Here is a 22,469-nt window from a genome sequence, read left to right on the forward strand (position 1 = left end):
GTTTCTCGTGATGCTCGCCATAAGTCCTGCCGATAGATCGCCATGAACCTGTTCCAGCTTCGCGCCTTCGACGCCGTCTCGCGGGAAGGCAGCTTCACACGCGCGGCGCAGCGTCTCTGCATAAGCCAGCCCGCGGTGACAGGGCACATTAAGGCGCTGGAGGAGCGCTACGACCTAGTGCTGTTCCGGCGCACGGCGCGGGCCGCGGAACTAACGCCGCAGGGTCAGGCTCTCGCGGAAATCACCGGCCCGCTCTTCGGGCTCGTGGAGCAAGCCGAGGATCTGCTGGAGGCCAACCGGACGCTCGTTTCGGGGCGGGTCGAGATCGCGGTCGACTCGCCCCACATCGTGATGCCGCTCCTCGCGCGGCTCCGGGCGCGCCATCCCGGCATCGTCGTCGGGCTGATCCTCGGTAACGCCGCCGACACGCGCGAAGCCCTGCTGTCGGAGCGTGCGAGCGTCGCCGTCCTCACGGAGGCCGAGGCGCATCCGGACCTCCACCTCTCGGAAATCGCCGTCTCGCGCATCTGCGCCGTCGTCCCGAGGTCCCATCCCCTGGCGCATCGCAAGGCCCTGCCGATGGCCGAACTCGACGGAGCCGCCATGGTCCTGCGCGAGCCCACCTCCGTGACCCGGCGAACCTTCGACCGGGCCTGCCGGAGCGCCCACATCGCGCCCACCGTGCTGATGGAGCTCGACAGTCGCGAGGCGGTGATCGAGGCCGCAGCCGCCGGCATCGGCATCGGTATCGTCTCGTCCCTGGAATGCGGCGAGGACGCCCGGATCGCCGCGATCCCGATCGACGGCCCCGATCTCGTCAACCGCCACGCGATGGCCTGCCTGGCGCGGCGGAAGAACCTGCGCCTGATCCGTGCGGTGTTCGGGTTGGCAACGGGTACAGGTTCGGAAGGGGCGCAGCGATGAGCCGGAGGCGCTCGACCCCCGAAACCCGCACCCTCGCGGCCTCCCGCCAGGACGGGATACTCGCGCGACTCGGCCGTGATGGAAGCGTCAGCGTCGAGGGAATGGCGGACCGCTTCGGCGTCTCGCGGGAGACAATCCGGCGTGACCTGAAGGCCCTAGCCGAGCGGGGCCACCTCGCCATCGTACATGGCGGCGCGACGCGACGCTCGGACGAGCCCGTCCTGGCCATCCGGGAGCGCGATAACACGACGGGCAAGGCGGCGATCGGACGAGTTGCAGCAGGGCTCGTGGAGGACGGCATGGTGGTGGTGCTCGATTCGGGCGCCACCACCCTGGCGGTAGCCAACGCGCTCGCCGGCCGCGATCCACTCTTCGCGCGTCCCGTGCCGAAGGGCCTGACCATCTGCACCAACAGCCTGCCCGTCGGGCTCCTTCTGTGCCGCGTCGCCGGCGTGCGGGTTCATTTCCTCGGTGGCGAGATCGAGGGCGCGGACGAGGCGGCATTCGGCACCGACGCCCTGGCAACGCTGGCGCGCTTTCGTGCCGACGTCGCCTTCGTGGGGGCCGGAGGCATCTCGCCGTCCGGCGAGATCACCGACTTTGCACCACTCCCCACCGAGTTGCGGGTCGGAATGCTGGCGGCGGCCGAGCGCGGTTATATCGTGGCGGACAGCACCAAGTTCGGCCGCCTGACCCCGCTCCGCCTCGCGCCGATCCCGGTAGGGACCGGGCTCATCGTCGATGCGGAGCCCCCGCTGCCCATGAGGGATGCCCTCGCGCACCGGGGCCTGACACTAATCGTCGCCCGGTAATGTGGTTTCTTGTGGCTTTTTGATTTCTTTCGCGGCAAGTCTGCCTTAGGAACGGGTGCGGAGCGGTCCGCCCGATGTCGGTCCCGCGACGGCCGTGCCCAGGACCCGAAACCCCATGACAGCCACCGGCTTGAGCCTGCCCGTGTTCAGCGCCGTACTCGCCGCCGCCTTCATGCATGCAGGCTGGAACGCGGTCGCGAAGCTTCGCCTTGAACCAATCCTCACCATGGCACTCATCTCCGCCTCGGCCGGGCTGTTCGCACTCCCGGCGTCGCTCTGGTTCGGGTCGCCGCCCTCGGCCGCCTGGCCCTGGCTGGCGGGCTCGATACTGTTGCATCTCGGCTATTACATCGCCCTGGCCGAGGCCTATCGGCACGCGGACATGGGTCAGGTCTACCCGATCGCTCGGGGTAGCGCCCCACTGCTGACGGCCTGCGCGTCGCTCCTGTTGCTGCAGGAGGCGCTGGCGCCGCTCGCCGCCCTCGGCATTGCGATCCTCTGCGCCGGCGTTGCCATGATGGCGTTTGCGAAGGCGGGCGGGCAAGGCCTGAGCCGAACCGCCCTCGGCTACGCGCTGCTAACCGGAGCCCTGATATCCGGCTATACTTTGGTCGACGGGCTCGGCGCGCGGGCGGCGGGAGACCCCCATGCCTACGCGGCCGCGCTCTTCGTGATCGACGCCATTCCGCTGCCGGTCTTCGTCCTTTGGACCCGCGGGCGTGGCATCCTGAGCTCCGTCAGGGGCCTCGCGCTGCCCGGGCTCGGCGGCGGCGGGCTGGCGCTCGGTTCCTACTGGATCGCGATCTGGGCGATGACAGTCGCGCCCATTCCCCTGGTCGCGGCAACGCGTGAGACCAGTGTCCTGTTTGCGATGCTGATTTCTGTCGTTGTTCTGAAAGAGCCGCTTCTCATGTCGCGAACTGCTGCTGTCGTCGTCATCGTGGCCGGCGTGGTGGCGATGCGCTTGGCCTAGACCATACCGCCCGATCCGACGTGCAGCTTCTAAATTTGAGCATCCCCATAACTCTGCACATCGTGCCGATGGATCTCGGCAATCAGACGTTCAATCATGATTGAATCGATGGCTGCATTCTCTCTCAAGTTGAACGTCCGCATCCGGATGTTCGAAAGCGAGCGATGAATGACCAGGTCGGGTCGGGATCTGCCCGTCCGGGCTACGGCTGAAATAGATTGATTTTTGCTAGTGTGCTTTTGAGTAGAAAACTTTTAAATCCCACCTTCGTTCGAACTGCCACGCAAAGTGGCTTTGAACTCTCGCGGTCGTCACCCCGCTCTTGCGTCTTCTCCGAACCGGACGCTTTGCGCGTAAGTTGTGGTTCTCAAGAGAACAACGGAGGTACGGAATTACAGCCCCAGTTGTTGTCGATGCTGAGCCAAGGGCGCTCTGAAACTGCAACTTGGACGGGATGATGTCCGGTTAATGCAATTGTTCGAGACGACTGCGAACTTCCGCCCGGGCTAGGCTGCGACCGAGCTCCAATAGCAGCCTCTCCGCCAAGGCGAGGGCCTCCGGCTGCTCAGCCTCCTGGAGTGACCTGTAACCCGCTAAAATGAAGCCCGCCGCTTGCTCCAGCGGCACAGTCCCGTGATCTGCACTCGTGACGATGAGGGGGCTATGCCCTTCCTCACTGTGTGTGATGTCTACGACAATGCCGCGGCCCGATACCACGGCGCCAGTGTCATCTTTGTCGAACTTCCCGCGAGCCAGAATCCGGCGCGTCTGACCGTCGGCCGAACAAACACGGTGCTCAGCGATAAACCAACCGCCGTATATCGCGCATCGCCAGATTTGCCCCATGACGTGTGCCCGGTCTTCCGGGTGGACGCCGCCGTTGAACGTTTCAAACGGAATACCCTCCTCAGCCAACTTGGGGGTGAAGCCGAACAGGAAGGCGATCATGGCGTCGCCAGTGACAAGATTTTGGCGGGCGTCGACCTGCCAGCGACCAACTGCATCGGCATCCTCAAGGACAGCTTGCAACTCATCGCGCCATGGATCGACGCCAGTGCCCACCGAAGTTCGCATTTGCTCAAACGCCTCAGTTCAGTCACAGCCGTGAATAATGTAAAACGAAGCTCGGGTACATCAACGTCCGTGCTTGGCTGCTGACACGAGGTGTCATGGCTGATCGTCGCCGGCCTGAGAGGCCCTTCCTGGAAGCCGTCGTGTTGCCGATAATCGACAGCGGACGCAGCGGGTCTACTCCTCAAATTGGTAGCGCCGAGACACACCCACCCCAAGCCGTCGCTGCCGGACAGCGAACGAATGGCCGCTCATGGGAAGCGCGCATGGCGATCCAGGCGGCCGGGTTGGGTCGGCAGCCGTCCGTCCGCTCTATGACCGGGTCGGGTGGATTTGCGACGGTCTGCTTTCGACGAGCAAAGTCGAGAAACCGGACGTTCGCATGGATAGCGATCCATATCAGCTTCGCGCTCAGCTAAGTCATCCAGCGTGGCGCTGAACATGATCGAAGCGTTCACTCCACCTTTGGTCGGCCAAGTTCGATTTTGGGCCCTACGGCTTTTCTGGAGGCCTTCGTTCGAGCGATAAATGCACGGCGCCATTATAATATATCGATAAATAAATTTATCTCGTTGTCGCCTTAGATTGTCACCTCACCGTCATCAACCGAATTTAATCCCGGAGACACAAAATAAATTAAGGGTGTCTATGTCTGACGCGATTATGGCACCGGCCGCTACAGCCGGACACGTGGCGACAGGCAAGCCCAGCCTGGACCATGGCATCCATCCAGGTGGCGTCATCGCCTTCCTGCTCGTGCTCGTCGCCGGCCTCGGCTACGCCGTGTTCAGCCTGATCGCTGACATGAACGCGGTCCACCAGGAGCCGCTGGCGCTTGGCGCCTTCGCACTGCTCGGGCTCGCGCTGCTGATCGCCCTGGCCTTCGAGTTCGTGAACGGGTTTCACGATACCGCCAACGCCGTGGCGACCGTGATCTACACCCACTCGATGCCGCCCCTGGTGGCGGTGATCTGGTCGGGGACCTTCAACTTCCTCGGCGTGCTGTTGTCCTCGGGCGCGGTCGCCTACGCCATCGTCACCCTGCTGCCGGTCGAACTCATCCTGCAGGTCGGCTCGGGCGCCGGCTACGCGATGATCTTCTCGCTTCTCATCGCGGCCATCATCTGGAACCTCGGCACCTGGGCGATGGGCCTGCCGAACTCCTCCTCGCACGCCCTGATCGGGTCGGTGCTCGGCGTCGGGCTGGCCAACCAGCTGATGGGCGGCCAGGACGGCACCTCCGGCGTCGACTGGAACCAAGCGCTCGGCGTGTTCAAGGCACTCGCCTTCAGCCCGATCTGCGGCTTTGTCGCAGCCGCCCTCCTACTTCTCGCCCTCAAGTTCACGGTCCGTCGCAAGGACCTGTACGAGGCCCCCAAGGGCGATGCCCCGCCCCCGCTTTGGATCCGCGGCGTCCTGATCCTGACCTGCACCCTGGTGTCGTTCTTCCACGGCGGCAACGACGGCCAGAAGGGCATGGGCCTGATCATGTTGATCCTGATCGGCGCGGCCCCCACCGCCTACGCCCTGAACCGGACCATGAACGCCGACGCGACCCCGGCCTTCGTCCAAACCTCCGATGCCGCCAGCAAGGTATTCTCGACCTATTCCGGTGGCGGGGCGCGTCCCGAGGCTGCCCAGGCCCGCAAGACGGTGGCCGACGCACTGAAGGCGAAGGACCTCAACAAGCCGGAGGTCTTCGGTGCGCTTTCGGCTCTCTCGACCGACATCGCTACGTCGGTGAAGGGTTACGGCTCGCTCCAGCAGGTCCCGGCGGGGGCGACCTCGAACGTCCGCAACGATATGTACCTCGCCTCCGACGCGATCCGCCTGCTGCCGAAGTCGGGCGCGACCCTGTCCGAGGCCGACGCCAAGACCCTCAAGGGCTACACCGAGCTCCTCAACGAGGGCACCCGCTACATCCCGAGCTGGGTGAAGGTCTGCGTCGCCCTCGCACTCGGCCTCGGCACCATGGTCGGTTGGAAGCGCATCGTCGTCACCGTCGGCGAGAAGATCGGCAAGACCCATCTGACATATGCCCAGGGCGCCTCGGCCGAGATCGTGGCCGCGGGGACGATCGGGCTCGCCGAACTCTACGGCCTGCCGGTCTCGACCACGCACATCCTGTCGTCGGGCGTCGCCGGCACCATGGCCGCCAACGGCTCCGGACTGCAGGTATCGACCGTACGCAACATGGCGCTGGCCTGGATCATGACGCTGCCGGCCGCGATCCTGATCGCCGGCACGCTGTTCTTCATCCTGCGCCACGTGTTCTAAGCCGTATGGAGATCACGACCGAGACACCCGCTCGCCGCCTGTGCGACGAGCCGGCGCTTCCGGGGCTGCTCTGGGCGATGCGTTTCGACGAGACTGGATGTGGTCACCTCGTCGACCACGGGGAGGCGCTGTCCGTCCCGGGGAGCTTCGGCGAGGCGTTCACCTGGCTGCACTTCAACCTGAACGACGCGCGCCTGCCGGCCGTGATCGACGAAGGACGCCTCGGTCCGCCTCGCCTCGCCACCGCGGCTTTCGCCAGCGATCCGCACCAGCGCCTCATCGTCGAGGCGGGCCATATCGGCGGCGTCGTGGCCGATCTCGTCCGGGAGACCGGTGAAAGCCCCAGGATTGACGCCGGCGGTCGCCTGCATTTCGTCATGGGTGCACGCCTGCTCGCAAGCGGCCGGCGACATCCCGTCCTCGGACCGGACCTCGCCCGCGACGCCGCCGTGGACGGTCGAGGCATCCTCGCCCCGATCCAGTTGCTCGACGTCATCGTCGAGCGGGTCGTGACCTCGATGGCCGAGACCGGCGCCCGCCTGGCCGATGAACTCGACGAGATCGAGGACCACATCCTCGACGAGCGTGTCCGCGGCGAGCGTCGTCGGCTCGGGCCGATCCGCCGGGACGCGGTCCGGCTGCACCGCCAGCTCCTCGGCCTGCGTGCGGTCTTCCACCGGTTGGAGACCTCCGGAGCCGACGAGGAGGTCCCGGATGCGGCCATCACCGCGGCCACCCGGATCGCGCAGCGGCTCGATGCGCTCGACCGCGACATGGTCCTGCTCGCGGACCGCAGCCGTCTGATGCAGGAGGAGCTGTCCTCCTATCTCGCGCAGGCTTCGAACCGGCAGCTCTACATGCTGTCGGTGCTCACCGCTTTGTTCCTGCCGCCGACGCTCGTAACGGGGCTGTTCGGTATGAACACCAAGGGCCTGCCACTCACCGAGAACGAGGCCGGCTCCACCGTGGCCATCGCCATCGCCTGCCTCTCGGCGGTCATCGCCTACGCGCTGATCCGTGTCCTGGGCATCCGGCCGCCGCGGGACTGAGTGAAGGACCGCGTCCGGCTCAATAGCGGGTGATGGCGCGAAGGCCGAACACCAAGGCATTGCGCACCCGTGTGCCGTCGGGATCGCGGGGGTTGGCGATCCCGCCCCCCGGGTGGACGACGTACTGCACAGTCGGCTGCAGCGCGATGCCGGGAGCGAGCACGGCCTGATAGGTCGCCTCCAGCAGGAGCTCGGCGCTGCGGCGGGGGGCGGGTGCCGAGCTCTGGAGGGCGGCCATCGCATCGAGCCGCCGCGCCACGGGGGAGATGTGCGTGACGCCGACGCCGAACCCGAGGGTGTCGTCCGAGCGCCCGGGGAAAAGGCCGCGATAGGCGATCCCGCCGTCGAGGTAGAAATCCACGAGGTTGCGGTCGCCGGGGGAAGCCGAAGCCCTCAGGAACACGCTTGCGCCGTCGTTGGGATCGTTCGACTCCTGGTAGATCGTTTGGTCGATCACCCCGTAGATTCCGGAATCGCCCGAAACCCTTCGGCCGAGTCCGCTCACGGGGTCGGGCATGAGGGCATCGACGCGGCCGAACCGGTGCCAGCCCCCGAACGTCACGGTGCCGGGCAGGCCCGTGTCGCCGGGGCGGGCATTGTAGGCGTACGAAACCTCGGCGATGGCGAGCGGCGGATCGGAGACCGGAAAGCGGGTGCCGTTCGGGTTGCGGCGCTGCGGGTCGATCCCGGAGCGCGGGTTGCCTCCGCCGGGCGTGCCGTCGATCAGACTGGCCTGAAACGAGAGCTCACGGGTCGGCACGTATTTCAGGCGAACGGTCGGCGCCGAGAGCGGGTAGGCCGGCCCTCCATCGGTCATGTTCGCGGCGAAGATCGCCGGCCAGCCGAAGGTGCCGTTGGTGAACAGGATGCTGGTCTGGCTCACCATGTACTCGGTGTCGGCGGAGAGCTGGCCGACGCGGATAAACAGCCGGTCGTCGAACAGGCTCTGCTCCAGCCAGAGTTCCGAGAGGCGCGAGGCGGGCAGGGCCTCGATCTCGCTGATGGTCATGAGGTTGCCGACGCGGGAGCGGGAGGTGCCGCTGCCCTGGATCTGGTAGACCGTGGCGTGGGCGCTCGCTCCTTTCCACCCGGCCAGGGTGCCGAGATCAACGTCGACGTCGAGGTCGAGCAGCGTCAGGCCGGTGGAGCCGCGCCGCAATCCGCCACGGACATCGCGGTAGGTCTCCGCCACCGTGATCAGGCCGAAGGTGATCCCGTGCCGCTCCAGGAAGGCGCGGTATCCGCCGGGGTCGCCCAAGGGTCCGAGCAGGGGTTGGAACGAGGTCGTCACCTCCGCCGCCCGGCCCGCCGAGAAGACGGGCTGGGCCACCGAGGTCTGCGGATCGCCACCCGCGCCGGACGGTGAGCCGATGGCGACGCCTTCGGCCGCGACCCGTTCGGCCGTGGCTTGCGCCTCGCGTCCCTCGGCCTGGGCCGCGACCAGGCTTGGCTGCGGCCAGAGGGTGAGCGCAACGAGCGCGACGAGGATGGTGCGGGAGGGGGAACGCACCTCGGTCTCCGATCCGGATGGGAGACCGAAGGTCAGGTCGGGACACCATCGCGCACCACGACCTCAGCACCCAGCCGGGCCCCCACCCCGCCAGCGGCCTTCAGGCCGGCTTCCAGCGCTTCGGCCCGATCCCGGTACTCGGGACGGGAGCGAACAACGAGGCATCGGGTGGCCCCACGATGAATGGTCCAAGCCCAGGGCTTCGCCCCACCCCCGGCGGCTTCGGCCCGCACCTCCAATGGCGCGGCTTGATCGAATGGCATGATGCGTTCGCCTCCTACGGGTCCAACACCGCGGTGTTCAGGCCGAGGCCCGGCCGGCAGGGAAACCGACTTACCAGCGTCGTCGAGCCGTCCTAAGGCGATGCAATGCCCGGACCGATGACGCTGGACCAGCTGGACACACTAAGGATCGTTGATGACGATGTGACGGCCGTCGTGGACGCCTACCTCGCCGATCCGTCTTGTGGCCCCGTCGGTTTCGGCGAGGGGTATCGGATCGATCCGGCATTGGCCGTCGCAGGGCACCCTTTCGCCGATACCCTGATGCGCCGATCCTGGGCTGGGGATGAGCTCCGGCGGGCCGCCGTACGAGCGGCGGTCATGTTGGCCGTACCCGAACGAGACTGACCGCCACTCCCGTCTCCGCCCGTCCGTCGCAAACCGTGACGTGCGCGTTTCCGGCCCCGTCGTGGCCCGAGACGTTGCCAGCCTCACCTCGACGCATCTCGCCGGCCACGTTTCCTGGCCTCGCAACGGCATCGGATGGCGTTCATGCCACCGTCACGGCCCGGGCCTAGGAGGCCCGCATCGCCACCCCGTCGGCGCGAGTCAGCCCAGACCATGCCGAAGCACCTCTGCATCGACCCCCACGACCCCTATGCCCAGCATGAGGTTCTGGTCGAGTTCGAGTGGGATGGTTCAGGTCTCTGCCTCGTCGCCGTAATCGATGGCTACGACGATGACATCCTTGGGGATCTGGTCGAGGCGCAACGCGACGACCTGCGGCGAGAGATCGCCGATGCCGATTGCCTCCTGGCCGATCCCATCCCGATGCCACTGAACCACGGCACCACCTCGTCGCTGGCGCGACGCTGATGTTCCGGGATCACCACGACGACGAGGGGATGAACCGGATCCTTGCGCGGATGGACGACCGCCGGAGCCGGATGCCACTTTATCTTACCGGCTTCCTCGTCGCCGTGGCAGTCATCGAGCTAGTTGGGCAGCACCTCCTAACCTAAGGGCTGCTCCCGACTCACTTTTCCTCAGCGCCAGAACGGGCGTACGTCGACCAGCGCCTCGTGAGCCTCCGCGGCCGAGGCCACGAGCTTGCGCGTCCGTGCCTCGATGTCCGCGGCGGTCATGCCCGCTGCGAACAGAGCCGATCCGGCTCCGGCCTCCGTTCCGGAAAGCTCACCGAGGATCTCGTGGCCGGTGGCGATGTCGTTGAGGTCGCCCAAGCCGTCCTGCAGGTCTTCGAGCGCCGACAGGAACGCCTTGTGGCGCTTGGCGGCCTTCCTGCCGGTGTAGAGCCCGGCGAAGAACTCGGCTCCGTAGCGAAGCTTCTTCGCCGCGATGCGGACCTCGTGCCGCTCCTCGGTGCTCAGGCTCGCAAGGTCGCGCCCGCGCTTCTTCACTTGGCGCCTGCGTTTTTCCAACACCTTGAACGCGAATGCGCTTGCCGGCTGCTCCCGGCGACGGGCTTCCTTCTCAGCCCCGTTCGTGAGCCAGGGACCGGCGTTGATCCAAGCCACCAGGTCGAGGACGAACCGCCGCCACTCGTCCGAGCCCAGCGCGGTCCGGACGGCCTCGTAGGCTTCGGTTCGCTGCGCTTCGAGGTGGCTTTCCAAGTTGAGCAGGCCGCCCTCGTCCGGGTGGCGTTCCCGCTCGGCAGGCAGGGTCCGCGTCAGGAAGACGTCGAGGTTGCGCGCTCGTCCGAGCGGCGCCGACAGGCGCTTGAGGTTCGAGCGCATGGCGTCGGTCCGCTCGTCCGAGACGAGGTCGCCGAACAGCGAGAAGGCCGACCGAAGCCTACGGATCGCGACGCGCGTTTGATGGAGGGCGGCGGGGTCGCGATGGTCGAGGATGATATCCTCGTTGATCCGCATGTGACGTAGGCAGGCATGGGCGACGGCACGGAAGGCGTCGGCCGCATTCATATCCTCGGACAGCGGCACGGGCTCGGCCTTGCGGACGCGGTCAGGCTCACCGTCGATCAGCGCGAAGCCACGCTCCGGCTTGGTCCGGACGCCCAGACGGAACGGGACGTCCGCGCCGATCTCGTGCGCGAGGGCGAACAGGTCGGCGACCGAGCCTTCCTTCAGTTCGAGCTCGACCTCGCCGACGGACACGACGTCCGAGGCGCGCTTGCCGCCGGGGCGGGTGATCCGGCCCTCGTCCAGTGCGACCTCGATCCGGGAGGAGCCCTGCTCGACCTGGTACGAACGGCGCTCGACGGCGACGGTGAACAACGGCGACAGCTTCGACTTCCTACCGAGGACCTCGGCTAGGGGCGTCTCCTTCAGGGCACGCAAGTCGGGCTCGGGACCTTCTACCGAGCGCTCCCATTCCAGGCGTTCGAGCAGGCCGTCGCCCGATGCCTTCGCGGTCTGCACGTACCCATCTTTCGTATCTCGTACCCGCAGAACGTACCCGGCCTTCCGCAATTGTCCGTCGGACGTATCGTAATAGACGGAGGCTAGACTGTCCTTGGTGTGGGAGGAGCCTTTGAGGCGTGGATGCTTCCTCAAAGCCGTCAGGTCAGGCCCGTCGACGGTGAGTTTCAATTCGATCTCTTTGGGTACGGTCATCCTCGCGTTCTATCGTCCGAAGCGCGAGCGGGGAACCCGGCGGGGGCGCAATATGGGGTTGCCACATCCGGCGCAGGTGGAGGTGGCCCATCCGGACATGCGGTGCCAGGTGGGATCCTCATCATTCGATGGTCGCCCAACCAGGGCCATAAGGATCCGGCCTTATGCCGTCCTGCCCGGCCCGTGAGACGCCATGACCATCATCGTCGACGCCCCATCCAACCAGGTAGCGACGCAAGCAAAGGCCACGAACGGACCCGACCGTCGCCGCTTCGGCGCGATGGTCATGGCCGCGGGTGCAGCGGGCTGGCTTAAGTCCCTGCCGGCGTCCGCCGAGGCACGGTTCATCGACTTCGAGTGGGTCGACCCGTCTCGTGACCGCGCGGTGCCGGCGCGGCTCTACTGGCCGGCCGCCTCGGATCGGAAGGGACCGCTCCCGCTGATCGTCTTCTCCCACGGGCTCGGCGGCTCGAGGAAGGGCTACAGCTACCTCGGCGAGGGATGGTCGGCACGTGGAACAGCCAGCCTGCACATCCAGCACGTCGGCAGCGACCAGACGCTGTGGGAGGGCAATCCGCTCCTGCTCCTCGACCGCCTCGACGGGGCCGCGGACGAACGCGAGGCCATCGAGCGGACGCGGGACGTGAGCTTCGGCCTCGACCGCCTTCTCGAACGCGAAAATCCCTTTCATGCCGCCATCGACCGGAAACGCATCGTCGCGGCCGGTCATTCCTACGGGGCGAACACCACCCTGATCCTCACCGGCGCCCAGGTGATCCGCGACGGGAAGCTCATCGGATACCGGGACCCGCGCTTCACGGCGAGCATCGTCATCTCGGCGCCGCCCTTCTACGGCGAGACCGACCTCGCGGCGGTTCTGGCGATGGTCGACGTTCCCACCCTTCACGTGACCACGACGGAGGACACGATCCGCATTCCCGGCCGCTTCTCGCCGGTCCAGGACCGCATCGACGTCTACAGTGCGATTCCGACGCCGCAGAAGGCGCTCGTCGTGTTTCAAGGCGGTTCGCACAGCGTCTTCACCGACCGGTCCCTCAGGAACGGCGGGCCGCTGAACCCCCTGGTCAAGCGTGCGACGATGGAAGCCGGCTTGGCGTTCCTCGACCTCGTCCACCGCTCCGATCCCGCTCCCATGGAGGAGTGGAGCTCGACCTGGAAGCCGATCCTGGCCGCGGCACCGGTGGCTTTCCCGGTCCCGTCGAGGCAGGCTGATCGTAGACGTCGCGCCTGATACCCTCTCCGCACCTCCGCTCGACGTCGTGGCCTGAGCACATCTCCCTCGGCCGGCGAACGCCACGGCGTCGACGGATGCGAGCCCAGGAGCGGCCTCACCCAGCCGTCCGGCCCTCGGATATCCCGCACCGGGCGACCGGGAGGTGGCGGCAGGCTTGAGGTGGATACGGGAAGCTGCGCGGTTCGTGCCGCCGGGACCCTTCAGAACTGTGCCGCAAGGACCTCGGCGAGCGTGATGTTGCGTCCCGCCTCCCGGGACAGACGCAGCATCGTGGACTGACGGAAGCGAGGATCGTGGGTTACCTCGGTCCCGAGCCAGTCGGGTCGTTCCACCGCCTGCCCCTCGTCCCGCAACTCGATCTCCGCCAGCACCATGCCCGAGAGGGCGCCGCCATAGACGTCCACCTCCCAGTTCACTCCGGCATGGGGGACGCAGTGGCGCGTCTTCTCGATGAGGCACGGCTCGCAGACCTCGGTCAGCATGGCTTCGGCATCGGCCCCCGGGATCTCGTATTCGAATTCCGCCCGGGCGAGCCCTTTGCGCTCGCCCTTGACCGTCAGCCAGCCGCGTCCCTCGGCGATCCGCACCCGGACCTTCCCACCGGCGAAGTGCCCGACCAGGCCGTCCCTCAGAAGTCGCTGGCCGACGACGTCCGCGCGCCAGCCCTCATGGGCGACCAGGAACTTCCGCTCGATCTCGAAACGCATCTCACCCCGCCGGCCTGCCCCGGGAAGCCGATGCCCCGGACCTTCGGCGCGGCCGGGCCTATCCCTAAACCCGCCCGTGCGCCATCGGACCCGAGGTCCCGCTGCCGACGGGTGTCGGTCGCATCCTGTCACACGGTCGTCAGCAGCCGTATCCATGCCACCGCAAGGATGGAGCCTGGCATGAACGATGGTATCGACGACACGGCGTCCCCCATGACCCGACGTGCGGCCGTGTCAGGGCTCGGGGCGATGGCCGCGACGCTCGCCGCACCGGCGTTCGCACGGAGCACGGCGCCCGACCGGCCGGAAGGCTCCGTGACCGCCAGCGGCGTCGTGTTCGAGGACCGCTCCGGGGCGGGACGCAGGCAGATCGGCGACCCGGGCCTGCCGGGCGTCGCCGTCTCGAACGGACGGGACGTCGTGCGTACGGACGAAAGCGGGCGCTACCGCCTCGCCGTCACGGACGGCGATACCGTGTTCGTCGTCAAGCCATCCGGCTACCGCGTTCCGCTCGACGCGACCAACCTTCCGCGCTTCTCCTATATCCATCGGCCCGATGGCACCCCTACCGAACTCGGCTTTCGCTACCCTGGCCTCGCACCGACGGGCGCGCTCCCGGAATCGCTCGACTTCCCGTTACGGCGTGTCGACGAGCCCTCAGCGTTCGACGTTCTGTTGTTTACGGACCCGCAACCCGCGAGCGAGGCCGAACTCGCCTTCGTGCGCGATACCGCCCTGACCAGCGTCCTCGGCACGTCCGCTGCCTTCGGCATGACGATGGGCGACATCGTCTCGGACGATCTCTCGCTCTATCCACGCTACAATCGCATGATCGGCCGGGTCGGCATCCCGTGGTGGCACGTCGGCGGCAACCACGACCTGAACTTCGAGGCGCCCGACGCGGATCTCAGCCGGGAGACGTTCAAGCGGGTCTACGGTGCGCCGTACTATGCCTTCGAGCACGGCCAGGCGCTGTTCCTGATGCTCGACAACGTGCGTTACCTCGGTATCGGCACGGCTGCCCCCGGTGCCCGCGGCGGCCGTTACGAGGGCCGCTTCGGCGACCGTCAGCTCACCTTCGTCGAGAACATCCTGCGCGACTGGCCGAAGGATCGCCTCGTCGTCATCGGCATGCACATCCCGCTCATCACGGATTGGGCCCCGGCGGACCCGGCCAACACGACCGTCGACCGCGACGTCCTCCTCGCCCTGCTGGCCGGACGGCCGAGCCTCAGCGTGGCCGGCCACACCCACACGACCGAGCACCATTACCTCGGTGGCGACGGCACGCATCATCACCACGTCCTGACGGCCGTGTCGGGATCGTGGTGGAGCGGTCCCTACGACCGGCGCGGCATCGCCTGCGCCGACAGTCGGGATGGCACGCCCAACGGCTACCACGTCCTCTCCATCGACGGCGCAGGCTACACCACACGTTTCGTCGCCGCCTCCGAACCGGACCGGGCGATGCGGATTACCCTCGATAGCCAGTACAACGCCCGCACTCCGGAACTCGCCCGAGCCTATACGGTCGAGCGCCTGCTCGGCTCTCCGATCCCGGTCGAGGCCGTCGGATCGACCGACCTCGTGGTCAACGTGTTCGATGGCGGACCCCGGACGCGGGTTACCTTGCGGCTCGGCGGCGGACGCGCGGCCGTCCCGATGCTGAGGAAGCGGCAGCCCGATCCGTTCGTGACGCAGGTCTTCGCGCGCAATGCGGACACGAAGAAGCTCTGGGTGTCGGCGATCCCCTCATCGCACGTCTGGGTCGCCCGGCTGCCTTCGGATCTCGGGACGGGGACGCACCGCGCGGACGTCGAGGTCCTGGACGAGTACGGACGGGCACGGCACGAGGCGATGATCATCGAAGTCACCGGTGCATGACCCCCGGGCTCGTTGGCCCCTACCTCTGTGCCCAGACGACCGAGGATCGTGCCCGTCATCAGCGTGTCCCACGGTCGGTCGTAGCGGCCGTTCAACGGCGCTTTCCCCCCGAGACCCGGCGCCGAACCTCATCCCGTCCGGCATACCGCCGCGGCGGGTTTTTTGTGGCGCAGGGGTCACCGCCATCGGCTTCCCGCACGTTCGGCAACGAAGGTGACCATCGCGCGTATTGACCGAAATCTTATGGATCGGACCCACACTCTGCGTCCGCTCGCATCCTTTCTCTGACCCTCGGATGGTTCGCTTCAGGAACCTCGTGGGTGTCACATCAGAGTAGACAGGCCACCGAGGTCCTGTGCGCGGAGCTCAACCCCCGGCGGTCATGCCTGGCCTTCTGCCCGTCCGCTTGGGGCCGAAGAGTGTATCAGAGCTAACATCCCTGCCCCATGCGATTACGTTCTGTAACAGCCCGTCACGTGGCTTCATCCTAGCCCAAGAAATATCACGGCCACAGGCGCTCGCGCGTCCAGCCTCCTTGGTTCTCTTGCCGGTATCGCAAACGCGTGTGTCTGCGTTCCTCGTCCGCCTGCCAGAACTCGACCTCATCCGGCTTGACGACGTAGACCGCCCAGGTCGGTGATACCGTGGATGGGTCGGCCTCGATCCGACTCCGCTGCTCGGCCAAGCCCGCATCCAATGCTGCGTCACTGACGAGGACGTCGCTCTGCCGGGCGAGCAGAGCGCCCGCACGCGAACCGATGGGGCGGGCCAAGAAGTCCGCCTCACAGATCTCTCGACCCATTTCGATCACCGGACCTCGCAGGCGGACCTGCCGGCCGAGTGGTTGCCAGTAGAAGGTCAGGGCGGCGCGGGGCCGGGCGGCGATCTGGCGGCCTTTGGGACTGAGCTTCGTGCTGGCGAAGTGCCACCCATCGGCATCCACGTTCTTGAGGATCAAGACGCGGGCATCAGGGTAGCCCTGCTCATCGACAGTCGAGAGCGTCATGGCATGGGCTTCGGGTATGCCCCGATCGATCGCATCGGAGAGCCATGCCTCGAAAAGACCGCGTGGGTCATCCGGGGCGGCGCCAACCTCGAATGGCGCGAAGGGACCGGCAAGGGACTTGAGGCCGCGAAGCCGCTCTTTCAGTGCCATGTCAGGCTCCGACATCGACCGACACGAGGACAGCGTGTGAACTTCGTGTCGCGGTGGCACTGAGGCTGCCTGCTCGCGCAGATACGTGGTCAGCTTGGCAGCTCCGATCTCCGGGGCGCGGTCGTTCCAGATCATGCATTCGGCCTCGAGTGGGGCGACGCGGTCGAGGCGACTGCGTAAATTGCCATCCTCCGGCCGGGCGCGAGCGGCGAGGCGCTGGGCGAGCACTTCGGGCGATGCCGTAATGGCCACGACACCGACATGCGGCAGGGTCCGCCGGGCCTCGCCGACGATCCGGCGGGAGACGTTGCAGACCACCACCCGCCCGGCCCGAGCCGCCTCAAGCGTTTCGCGGGGGATCGCGTAGCCGAGACCGTGCGCTCGCCAGTGCAAGGCGAAGGCGCCGGAGGCAGCGCCCACGGAAAAGGCCTCCTCCGTGACCGCGACGTTGTCCTCGTGGGCCGAGGGCGCCCGGGTGATGAGGCGGCGCGGGAAGTGGAAGCGGGCATCACCGCCGAGCGCGTCCCGCGCCAGCCGCAACAGAGTGTCTTTGCCGGCCCCGCTCGGGCCGACCACGAGGACGAAGCCGCCGGGCATCACACCACCCGCGCGCCGGCGCGCCAGACTTGGCGCACCACAGGCACGCCCCGGGCGAGGCGGACCCGGACGAGGTCCGCGCGCAGGCCCGGCTCCAGCCGGCCGCGATCGGTCAGGCCAGTGGCGCGGGCGGGGTTGGCCGTCACCGTGGCGACGGCCTCGGGCAGGGTGATGCCGGGCACGCGCTCGGGTAGCCCGAAGGCCGCCATCAGCAGGCTCGCCGGCACGTAGTCCGAGGACAGGATGCTGAGATAGCCGGCCTCCGCCAGGGTGTGGGCTGCGACGTTGCCCGAATGCGAGCCGCCGCGGATCAGGTTGGGTGCCCCCATCATCACGGTGATGCCGGCCGCGTGCGAGGCCTCCGCCGCCTCCAAGGTGGTGGGGAACTCGGCGAGCGCCACCGATTCGGCGCGCGATAGGGCGACGTCGGCTAGGGTGGTGTCGTCGTGGCTGGCAAGCGGGATGCTGCGTTCGCGGGCGAGCGCCACCAGGGCGGGACGATTGACCGCGTTGAGAGCGCGTCCTTCGCGCATCTTGCGTTCGGTGCTGAGCTTGATCTCCTCCAGGGAGCGGCCGCCGCGCCCGGCATAGACGTAGTACTTGGCGACATCCCGGAACTGGCGCTGGCCCGGCGTGTGGTCCATCAGCGACAGCAGCCCGATGGCGTAGCGCTCGGCGAAGGCGCGCACGGTCTCGACCACGTCGGTGGAGGGGATCTCGCAGCGCAGGTGCGTACGGTGCTCGGCCCGGAACAGGTCCGCGTCTTGCGCCTCCGCCAGCGCGGCGGCGAGGAGCTCCAGTTCGGTCCCGAGACCGCTCCCGTCCGGGTCGGTGCCGGCGCGCAGCGAATCGAACACCGTGGTGATGCCGGACGCCGCGATCTGCGCGTCGTAGGCCAGGACCGCCCCAAGGGGGTGCCAGCGCACGCCGGGGCGCGGGGCATAGTGGCTCTCCAGGTGGTCGGTGTGGAGTTCGACGAGGCCCGGGATGAGGGTGTCGCCCGCGCAATCGAGGCCGCGCTCGGGGGCCGAGCCGGTGCCGATCTCGGCGATGCGCCCATCGACCACGGCGATCCAGCCGGTCTCGACCCGGTCGGGCAGAACGAGGCGCGCATTCTCGAGGATCTCGACCCGGTCCGTCATACTGTGTGCTCCCGGTCGATCGCTGTCTGGCTCATGCCGCCAATGCTCCACGGAAGGCGGAGACGTCGACAATCCGCGTCGCCACCGCTTCGCGCACGTCCGCATCGTGGAAGATGCCGAGGATGGCGGTGCCGGCCGCGCGCTTCTCGGCGATGAGGTCCACCACCACGGCCCGGTTCGCGCCGTCCAGGGATGCGGTGGGCTCATCCATGAGCAGTATCGGCCGCGCGGCGATGAGGCCCCGGGCGATGTTCACCCGCTGCTGCTCGCCCCCCGAGAAGGTGGCCGGGGGCAGCGCCCACAGGCGCTCGGGCACGTTGAGGCGGGTCAGCAGGTCGCCGGCCCGGGTGCGGGCCGCCTCGGGGGTAAGCCCGCCTTCGATCCCGGCAGCCTCCACCACGGCGCGGGCGCCGACCCGGGGGATCACCCGCAGGAACTGCGAGATGTAGGACAGGGTGGTGCGGCGGAGGGCCAGGATCTCGCGCGGCGCGGCCGCGGCGAGGTTGACCGCACGGGCGCCGTCGCGGACCCAGACGGCTCCCTGCGGGCAGCGGTAATTGCCGTAGGCCATTTTGAGGAGCGAGGACTTGCCCGCTCCCGAGGCGCCGCCGAGCACGACGCACTCTCCGGAATGGACCGCCAGGCTGGCCCCCGCGATGACGGGGAGCACCGCCCCATCGCGCAGGTGCAGGGTGAAGCTCTTGGCCACGTCTTCGAAGGCGAGGAAAGGCGTCATGCGGCGAGCACCGAGGAGACGAGGAGCTGGGTGTAGGCGGCCTGCGGGTCGTCGAGGACCTGGTCGGTCAAGCCGGTCTCGATGACCCGGCCAGCCCGCATCACGAGGACGCGGTGCGAGAGCAGGCGCGCCACGGCCAAGTCGTGGGTGACGATGATCACCGCGAGGCCGAGTTCGGCCACCAGCCCCCGAATCATGTCAAGGAGGCGGGCCTGGACCGAGACGTCGAGGCCCGAAGTCGGCTCGTCCATGAGCACGAGGCGAGGCGCGGTGACGAGGTTACGGGCGATCTGCAGGCGCTGGCGCATGCCGCCGGAGAAGCGCGTCGGTGGGTCGTCGACCCGGTCGGCGGCGATCTCGACGCGGGCGAGCCAATCGAGGGCGGTCGCGCGGATGCGGCCGTAATGGCGATCACCCACGCCCATCAGGCGCTCGCCGACATTGCCCCCGGCCGAGACCGCCATGCGCAGGCCCTGCGTCGCGTCCTGGCGCACGAAGCCCCAGTCGGTTCGCATCAGGGCCCGGCGCTCGGCTTCGCTCAGGGTCGCGAGGTCGCGGACGGCACCGTCGCGCATGCGGTAGGAAACGGAGCCGGCCTCGGCCGCGACCTCGCCGGCGATGAGCGACAGCAGGGTCGACTTGCCGGAGCCAGACTCGCCGACCACCGCCAGGACCTCGCCGGGATCGAGGGTGAAGCCGATGCCGTCGCAGGCGCGGCGGTGGCCGTAGCGCTTGGTCAGGCCCTCGACCGTAAGCAAGGGCTCGGGAAGCGAAGGATCGGGAAGCGAAGGATCGGGAAGCAAGGGTGCGATCACGCGGCCTCTCCGGTGTGGCCGTCGGCGCGGCAGGTCTCGCAATGATCGGTGTCCGAGCAAACGAACATTCGCCCGCCGGCATCGTCGAGGACGACCTCGTCGAGGTAGACGCCCTCGGCGCCACAGAGGGCACAGGGGCGGTCGAAGCTCTGGACCCGAAAGGGGTGGTCCTCGAAGTCGAGGCTGCGCACTTGGGTGTAGGGCGGGATCGCGTAGATGCGCTTCTCGCGGCCCGCCCCGAAGAGCTGGAGGGCGGGGCAGTCGTCCATCTTCGGGTTGTCGAATTTCGGGGTCGGGGAGGGGTCCATCACGTAGCGACCGGCGACTTCCACCGGGTAGGCGTAGGTGGTGGCGATGTGGCCGTGGCGGGCGATATCCTCGTAGAGCTTCACGTGCATGAGGCCGTACTCGGCCAGCGCGTGGAGCTGGCGCGTCTCGGTCTCGCGGGGTTCAAGGAAGCGTAAGGGCTCGGGGATCGGCACCTGGTAGACGAGGACCTGCCCCTCGGTCAGCGGCGCCTCCGGGATGCGGTGGCGGGTCTGGATCACCGTGGCCTCTGCCGTCCGCGTCGTCGTGGCGATTCCGGCGGTGGCGGTGAAGAAGCGGCGGATCGAGACCGCGTTGGTGGTGTCGTCGGCACCCTGGTCGATGACCTTGAGGACGTCCGCTGCGCCGAGGATCGCGGCGGTGACCTGTACGCCGCCGGTGCCCCAACCATAGGGCATCGGCATCTCGCGGGCGGCGAAGGGAACCTGGTAACCAGGGATCGCGATGGCCTTGAGGATGGCCCGGCGGATCATCCGCTTCGTGCCCTCGTCGAGATAGGCGAAGTTGTAGCCGGTGCCGGCCGAGACCGTGACGGTACCTTGCGGGTTCATTCAGCGGCCTCCCGTAGGGTGGGATCGTCCTGGACCGGCTCGGCTGCCCGGGCGGCGTGCTCGGCGCGCAGGCGCCGGACAAGTTCGAGTTCGGCCTGGAAGTCGACGTAGTGCGGCAGCTTCATGTGCTCGACGAAACCCGTCGCCTGCAGGCTGTCGCAATGGGCCAGCACGAATTCCTGGTCCTGGGCCGGCACCACCACGGCCTCGCCGAGTTCGGCGGCCCGGAGCGAGCGGTCGACCAGCGCCATCGCCATGGCCTTGCGCTCGCCCTGGCCGAAGACGAGGCCGTAGCCCCGGGTGAATTGCGGCGGCACCGCGCCGCTCCCGTGGAACTGGTTGATCATCTGGCACTCGGTCAGGTCGACCGTGCCGAGACTGACCGGGAAGCCGAGCTCCTCCGGCGTGAATTCGAGTTCCACCGCCCCGACCCGGATCTCGCCAACGAAGGGATGGGTGCGGCCGTAGCCGCGCTGCGTCGAGTAGCCAAGCGCCAGGATGAAGCCCTCGTCGCCCCGCGCCAGCCCCTGGAGCCGGACCGCCCGGTCGGCGGGATAATCCACCGGCTCGCGGGTGAGGTCGCCGACCGGGGCACCCGCGTCCGGGGGCGATGGCTCGAGCAGGCCGGCCTTGCCGAGAAGATCGGTGACCCGCGGGCAGGCCGCGGCATCCGGCTCGGGCTCGGCTTCGCCGGCCGGTTCAGGGACGGCGCCGTCGGCCAGGGCGAAATCGACGAGGCGGTGGGTGTAGTCGAAAGTCGGGCCGAGCACCTGGCCGCCGGGCAGGTCCTTGAAGGTGGCGGAGATGCGCCGCGCGAGCGTCATCGCCCCGGTGTCGACGGGCTCGGTGGCGCCGAAGCGCGGCAGCGTCGTGCGGTAGGCTCGCACCAGGAACACCGCCTCGACCACGTCGCCCCGCGCCTGCTTCAGGGCGAGGGCGGCCAGATCCGGGTCGTAAAGGGAGCCCTCGGTCATCACTCGGTCGACGAGGAGGCGCATCTGCTCGCGGATCTGCGCCACCGTGAGTTCGGGTACGGCCGGATCGCCGCGCCGGACCTCGGCCAGCAGCCGGTGGGCGTTGTCGATGGCGGCCTCGCCACCCTTCACGGCTACGTACATGGCAGGGCCTCCGGAGCGACGGGACGCGCCGAGCGCGGGAGCCCAGCGAGGCGCGCGGAAGCGACGAACAACAGGTCGATTCCTTGCGGGAAGCCCGCATGGTTCGCGGCCCAGCGCGACGTCCAGTCAGCGGGCAGGGGGCCGGCATCGAGGCGCACGGTGCCGCGGATGCCCGGCCCCGCGAAGGCCGGCCCTGCCGCGTCGGACAGGGTCTCGACGGCGAGGATCAGGGTGGTGGAGGCATCGGGATACGCGAGGGTGCCCTGCGCGAAGTCCGTGAAATCCGGGCAGCCGGCGGGATCTGCGATCAGCGCGAAGGCCGCCTGTCCCGGCGCGCCGACGATGGGCGCTCCGGTGTGGAAACGCAGGAAGTCGGCGACCGCCGGCTCGGCCCGCAGCGGCGCGTCCAGCCAGACCGGCGTGTCGGCATCAGTCAGCGCCAGGGCCAGGGCCGCAAGCTCGGGAATGAGGGGAGCGGGCGGCGCCAGGGTCGTGGCCAGCGGGCGGATCCGGCCGGGCCGGCCCAGCGCCTCCATCGCGGCGCGGAACACGGCTTGGCCCTCGTGGACGGGATCGGCGAAGCCGTGAGCGAGGGCGTGCGCCATCAATCCTCTCCCCGCGCCAGGGTGAAGAAGTTCACCCGCGTCGCCGCGGTCTTGCGGGCGCACCGCCGCACCGCTTCCGCCCGGCGCCCGGCGATGGCGTCCAGTGCCGCCTCCAGGGCGGGCCGTGCCTCGGGGCGCTGCCAGTGCG

General features: G+C 68.2%; 20 protein-coding genes. 10 read left to right on the forward strand and 10 right to left on the reverse strand.

Annotated elements, in window-relative coordinates; translation table 11 throughout:
- The first annotated feature begins 42 nt into the window (after window positions 1-42).
- From FV222_RS00840 to FV222_RS00865, 6 genes are all read left to right on the forward strand, one after another.
- Window positions 43-924 carry a LysR substrate-binding domain-containing protein gene (locus tag FV222_RS00840; RefSeq protein ID WP_147812646.1) on the forward strand — a complete coding sequence of 294 codons (882 nt, stop codon included), beginning with the start codon at window positions 43-45 and terminating at the stop codon, window positions 922-924.
- The gene (locus FV222_RS00845; RefSeq protein WP_147812647.1) at window positions 921-1,736 is read left to right on the forward strand and encodes a DeoR/GlpR family DNA-binding transcription regulator; all 816 of its coding nucleotides are present in this window, start codon (window positions 921-923) and stop codon (window positions 1,734-1,736) included. The genes FV222_RS00840 and FV222_RS00845 overlap by 4 nt, the downstream gene beginning before the upstream one ends.
- A gap of 115 nt (window positions 1,737-1,851) precedes the next feature.
- On the forward strand, window positions 1,852-2,709 hold the full coding sequence (locus FV222_RS00850) for an EamA family transporter (protein WP_147812648.1): 858 nt from the start codon (window positions 1,852-1,854) through the stop codon (window positions 2,707-2,709).
- Window positions 2,710-3,372: 663 nt separating this feature from the next.
- Window positions 3,373-3,867, forward strand: a complete 495-nt coding sequence (locus tag FV222_RS30860; RefSeq protein WP_246685260.1) for a hypothetical protein — start codon at window positions 3,373-3,375, stop codon at window positions 3,865-3,867.
- A 561-nt stretch (window positions 3,868-4,428) separates the two neighbouring features.
- Window positions 4,429-6,057: an inorganic phosphate transporter gene (locus tag FV222_RS00860; RefSeq protein ID WP_147812650.1), complete on the forward strand. Its 1,629-nt coding sequence runs from the start codon at window positions 4,429-4,431 to the stop codon at window positions 6,055-6,057.
- Window positions 6,058-6,062: 5 nt separating this feature from the next.
- Window positions 6,063-7,106 carry a CorA family divalent cation transporter gene (locus tag FV222_RS00865; protein WP_246685261.1) on the forward strand — a complete coding sequence of 348 codons (1,044 nt, stop codon included), beginning with the start codon at window positions 6,063-6,065 and terminating at the stop codon, window positions 7,104-7,106.
- Window positions 7,107-7,125: 19 nt separating this feature from the next.
- Here FV222_RS00865 and FV222_RS00870 read toward each other — a convergent pair whose 3' ends face one another.
- The gene (locus tag FV222_RS00870; RefSeq protein ID WP_147812651.1) at window positions 7,126-8,616 is read right to left on the reverse strand and encodes a carbohydrate porin; all 1,491 of its coding nucleotides are present in this window, start codon (window positions 8,614-8,616) and stop codon (window positions 7,126-7,128) included.
- Window positions 8,617-8,996: 380 nt separating this feature from the next.
- Here FV222_RS00870 and FV222_RS00875 point away from each other — a divergent pair, with 380 nt between their 5' ends.
- Both FV222_RS00875 and FV222_RS00880 read left to right on the forward strand, forming a co-directional pair.
- Window positions 8,997-9,245: a hypothetical protein gene (locus tag FV222_RS00875; RefSeq protein WP_147812652.1), complete on the forward strand. Its 249-nt coding sequence runs from the start codon at window positions 8,997-8,999 to the stop codon at window positions 9,243-9,245.
- Window positions 9,246-9,458: 213 nt separating this feature from the next.
- Window positions 9,459-9,713, forward strand: coding sequence for a hypothetical protein (locus tag FV222_RS00880; RefSeq protein ID WP_147812653.1), 255 nt, complete (start codon window positions 9,459-9,461; stop codon window positions 9,711-9,713).
- Window positions 9,714-9,883: 170 nt separating this feature from the next.
- Here the strand turns inward: FV222_RS00880 and FV222_RS00885 are convergent, their stop codons facing one another.
- A complete protein-coding gene (locus FV222_RS00885) occupies window positions 9,884-11,428 on the reverse strand; it encodes a CYTH and CHAD domain-containing protein (RefSeq protein ID WP_147812654.1) in 1,545 nt (514 codons plus the stop codon).
- 193 nt (window positions 11,429-11,621) lie between these two features.
- On the opposite strand from FV222_RS00885, the gene FV222_RS00890 reads away from it, so the two are divergent.
- Complete coding sequence (locus FV222_RS00890; RefSeq protein ID WP_246685262.1) at window positions 11,622-12,680, forward strand: acetylhydrolase; 1,059 nt, start codon at window positions 11,622-11,624, stop codon at window positions 12,678-12,680.
- A gap of 203 nt (window positions 12,681-12,883) precedes the next feature.
- On the opposite strand, the gene FV222_RS00895 is transcribed toward FV222_RS00890, so the two are convergent.
- A complete protein-coding gene (locus FV222_RS00895) occupies window positions 12,884-13,390 on the reverse strand; it encodes a CYTH domain-containing protein (protein ID WP_147812655.1) in 507 nt (168 codons plus the stop codon).
- Between the two features lie 249 nt (window positions 13,391-13,639).
- Here FV222_RS00895 and FV222_RS00900 point away from each other — a divergent pair, with 249 nt between their 5' ends.
- Window positions 13,640-15,274 (forward strand): calcineurin-like phosphoesterase family protein, encoded by a 1,635-nt coding sequence (locus FV222_RS00900; RefSeq protein WP_348644924.1) that lies wholly within the window; start codon window positions 13,640-13,642, stop codon window positions 15,272-15,274.
- Window positions 15,275-15,776: 502 nt separating this feature from the next.
- On the opposite strand, the gene phnN is transcribed toward FV222_RS00900, so the two are convergent.
- From phnN to phnH, 7 genes are read right to left on the reverse strand one after another with little or no spacing between them, the layout of a single operon-like run.
- Window positions 15,777-17,027, reverse strand: coding sequence for a phosphonate metabolism protein/1,5-bisphosphokinase (PRPP-forming) PhnN (gene phnN, locus FV222_RS31965; RefSeq protein ID WP_348644923.1), 1,251 nt, complete (start codon window positions 17,025-17,027; stop codon window positions 15,777-15,779).
- The gene (locus FV222_RS00915) at window positions 17,027-18,169 is read right to left on the reverse strand and encodes an alpha-D-ribose 1-methylphosphonate 5-triphosphate diphosphatase (protein WP_147812657.1); all 1,143 of its coding nucleotides are present in this window, start codon (window positions 18,167-18,169) and stop codon (window positions 17,027-17,029) included. Before FV222_RS00915 ends, phnN begins: the two co-directional genes overlap by 1 nt.
- 31 nt (window positions 18,170-18,200) lie before the next feature.
- Complete coding sequence (gene phnL, locus FV222_RS00920) at window positions 18,201-18,905, reverse strand: phosphonate C-P lyase system protein PhnL (RefSeq protein WP_147812658.1); 705 nt, start codon at window positions 18,903-18,905, stop codon at window positions 18,201-18,203.
- Window positions 18,902-19,720, reverse strand: a complete 819-nt coding sequence (gene phnK / locus FV222_RS00925) for a phosphonate C-P lyase system protein PhnK (protein WP_246685263.1) — start codon at window positions 19,718-19,720, stop codon at window positions 18,902-18,904. The genes phnL and phnK overlap by 4 nt, the downstream gene beginning before the upstream one ends.
- The gene (locus FV222_RS00930) at window positions 19,717-20,598 is read right to left on the reverse strand and encodes an alpha-D-ribose 1-methylphosphonate 5-phosphate C-P-lyase PhnJ (RefSeq protein ID WP_147812659.1); all 882 of its coding nucleotides are present in this window, start codon (window positions 20,596-20,598) and stop codon (window positions 19,717-19,719) included. The genes phnK and FV222_RS00930 overlap by 4 nt, the downstream gene beginning before the upstream one ends.
- A complete protein-coding gene (locus FV222_RS00935; protein WP_147812660.1) occupies window positions 20,595-21,716 on the reverse strand; it encodes a carbon-phosphorus lyase complex subunit PhnI in 1,122 nt (373 codons plus the stop codon). The genes FV222_RS00930 and FV222_RS00935 overlap by 4 nt, the downstream gene beginning before the upstream one ends.
- Window positions 21,707-22,321 (reverse strand): phosphonate C-P lyase system protein PhnH, encoded by a 615-nt coding sequence (gene phnH / locus FV222_RS00940; RefSeq protein WP_147812661.1) that lies wholly within the window; start codon window positions 22,319-22,321, stop codon window positions 21,707-21,709. The genes FV222_RS00935 and phnH overlap by 10 nt, the downstream gene beginning before the upstream one ends.
- Between the last annotated feature and the right edge of the window lie 148 nt (window positions 22,322-22,469).

The organism is Methylobacterium sp. WL103, assembly GCF_008039885.1.
GTDB classification, from domain to species: Bacteria; Pseudomonadota; Alphaproteobacteria; order Rhizobiales; family Beijerinckiaceae; genus Methylobacterium; species Methylobacterium cerastii.

Excerpts from the sequence above, each read along its gene's own strand:
- FV222_RS00880 (WP_147812653.1), top strand. The coding sequence starts at position 9,459 with ATGCCGAAGCACCTCTGCATCGACCCCCACGACCCCTATGCCCAGCAT.
- FV222_RS00860 (WP_147812650.1), top strand. The coding sequence starts at position 4,429 with ATGTCTGACGCGATTATGGCACCGGCCGCTACAGCCGGACACGTGGCG.
- FV222_RS00890 (WP_246685262.1), top strand. The coding sequence starts at position 11,622 with ATGACCATCATCGTCGACGCCCCATCCAACCAGGTAGCGACGCAAGCA.
- phnL (WP_147812658.1), bottom strand. The coding sequence starts at position 18,905 with ATGACGCCTTTCCTCGCCTTCGAAGACGTGGCCAAGAGCTTCACCCTG.
- phnN (WP_348644923.1), bottom strand. The coding sequence starts at position 17,027 with ATGCCCGGCGGCTTCGTCCTCGTGGTCGGCCCGAGCGGGGCCGGCAAA.
- FV222_RS00900 (WP_348644924.1), top strand. The coding sequence starts at position 13,640 with ATGGCCGCGACGCTCGCCGCACCGGCGTTCGCACGGAGCACGGCGCCC.
- FV222_RS00885 (WP_147812654.1), bottom strand. The coding sequence starts at position 11,428 with ATGACCGTACCCAAAGAGATCGAATTGAAACTCACCGTCGACGGGCCT.
- FV222_RS00850 (WP_147812648.1), top strand. The coding sequence starts at position 1,852 with ATGACAGCCACCGGCTTGAGCCTGCCCGTGTTCAGCGCCGTACTCGCC.
- FV222_RS00930 (WP_147812659.1), bottom strand. The coding sequence starts at position 20,598 with ATGAACCCGCAAGGTACCGTCACGGTCTCGGCCGGCACCGGCTACAAC.
- FV222_RS00840 (WP_147812646.1), top strand. The coding sequence starts at position 43 with ATGAACCTGTTCCAGCTTCGCGCCTTCGACGCCGTCTCGCGGGAAGGC.
- FV222_RS00875 (WP_147812652.1), top strand. The coding sequence starts at position 8,997 with ATGACGCTGGACCAGCTGGACACACTAAGGATCGTTGATGACGATGTG.
- FV222_RS00845 (WP_147812647.1), top strand. The coding sequence starts at position 921 with ATGAGCCGGAGGCGCTCGACCCCCGAAACCCGCACCCTCGCGGCCTCC.
- phnH (WP_147812661.1), bottom strand. The coding sequence starts at position 22,321 with ATGGCGCACGCCCTCGCTCACGGCTTCGCCGATCCCGTCCACGAGGGC.
- FV222_RS00915 (WP_147812657.1), bottom strand. The coding sequence starts at position 18,169 with ATGACGGACCGGGTCGAGATCCTCGAGAATGCGCGCCTCGTTCTGCCC.
- FV222_RS00895 (WP_147812655.1), bottom strand. The coding sequence starts at position 13,390 with ATGCGTTTCGAGATCGAGCGGAAGTTCCTGGTCGCCCATGAGGGCTGG.
- FV222_RS00935 (WP_147812660.1), bottom strand. The coding sequence starts at position 21,716 with ATGTACGTAGCCGTGAAGGGTGGCGAGGCCGCCATCGACAACGCCCAC.
- FV222_RS30860 (WP_246685260.1), top strand. The coding sequence starts at position 3,373 with ATGCCCTTCCTCACTGTGTGTGATGTCTACGACAATGCCGCGGCCCGA.
- FV222_RS00865 (WP_246685261.1), top strand. The coding sequence starts at position 6,063 with ATGGAGATCACGACCGAGACACCCGCTCGCCGCCTGTGCGACGAGCCG.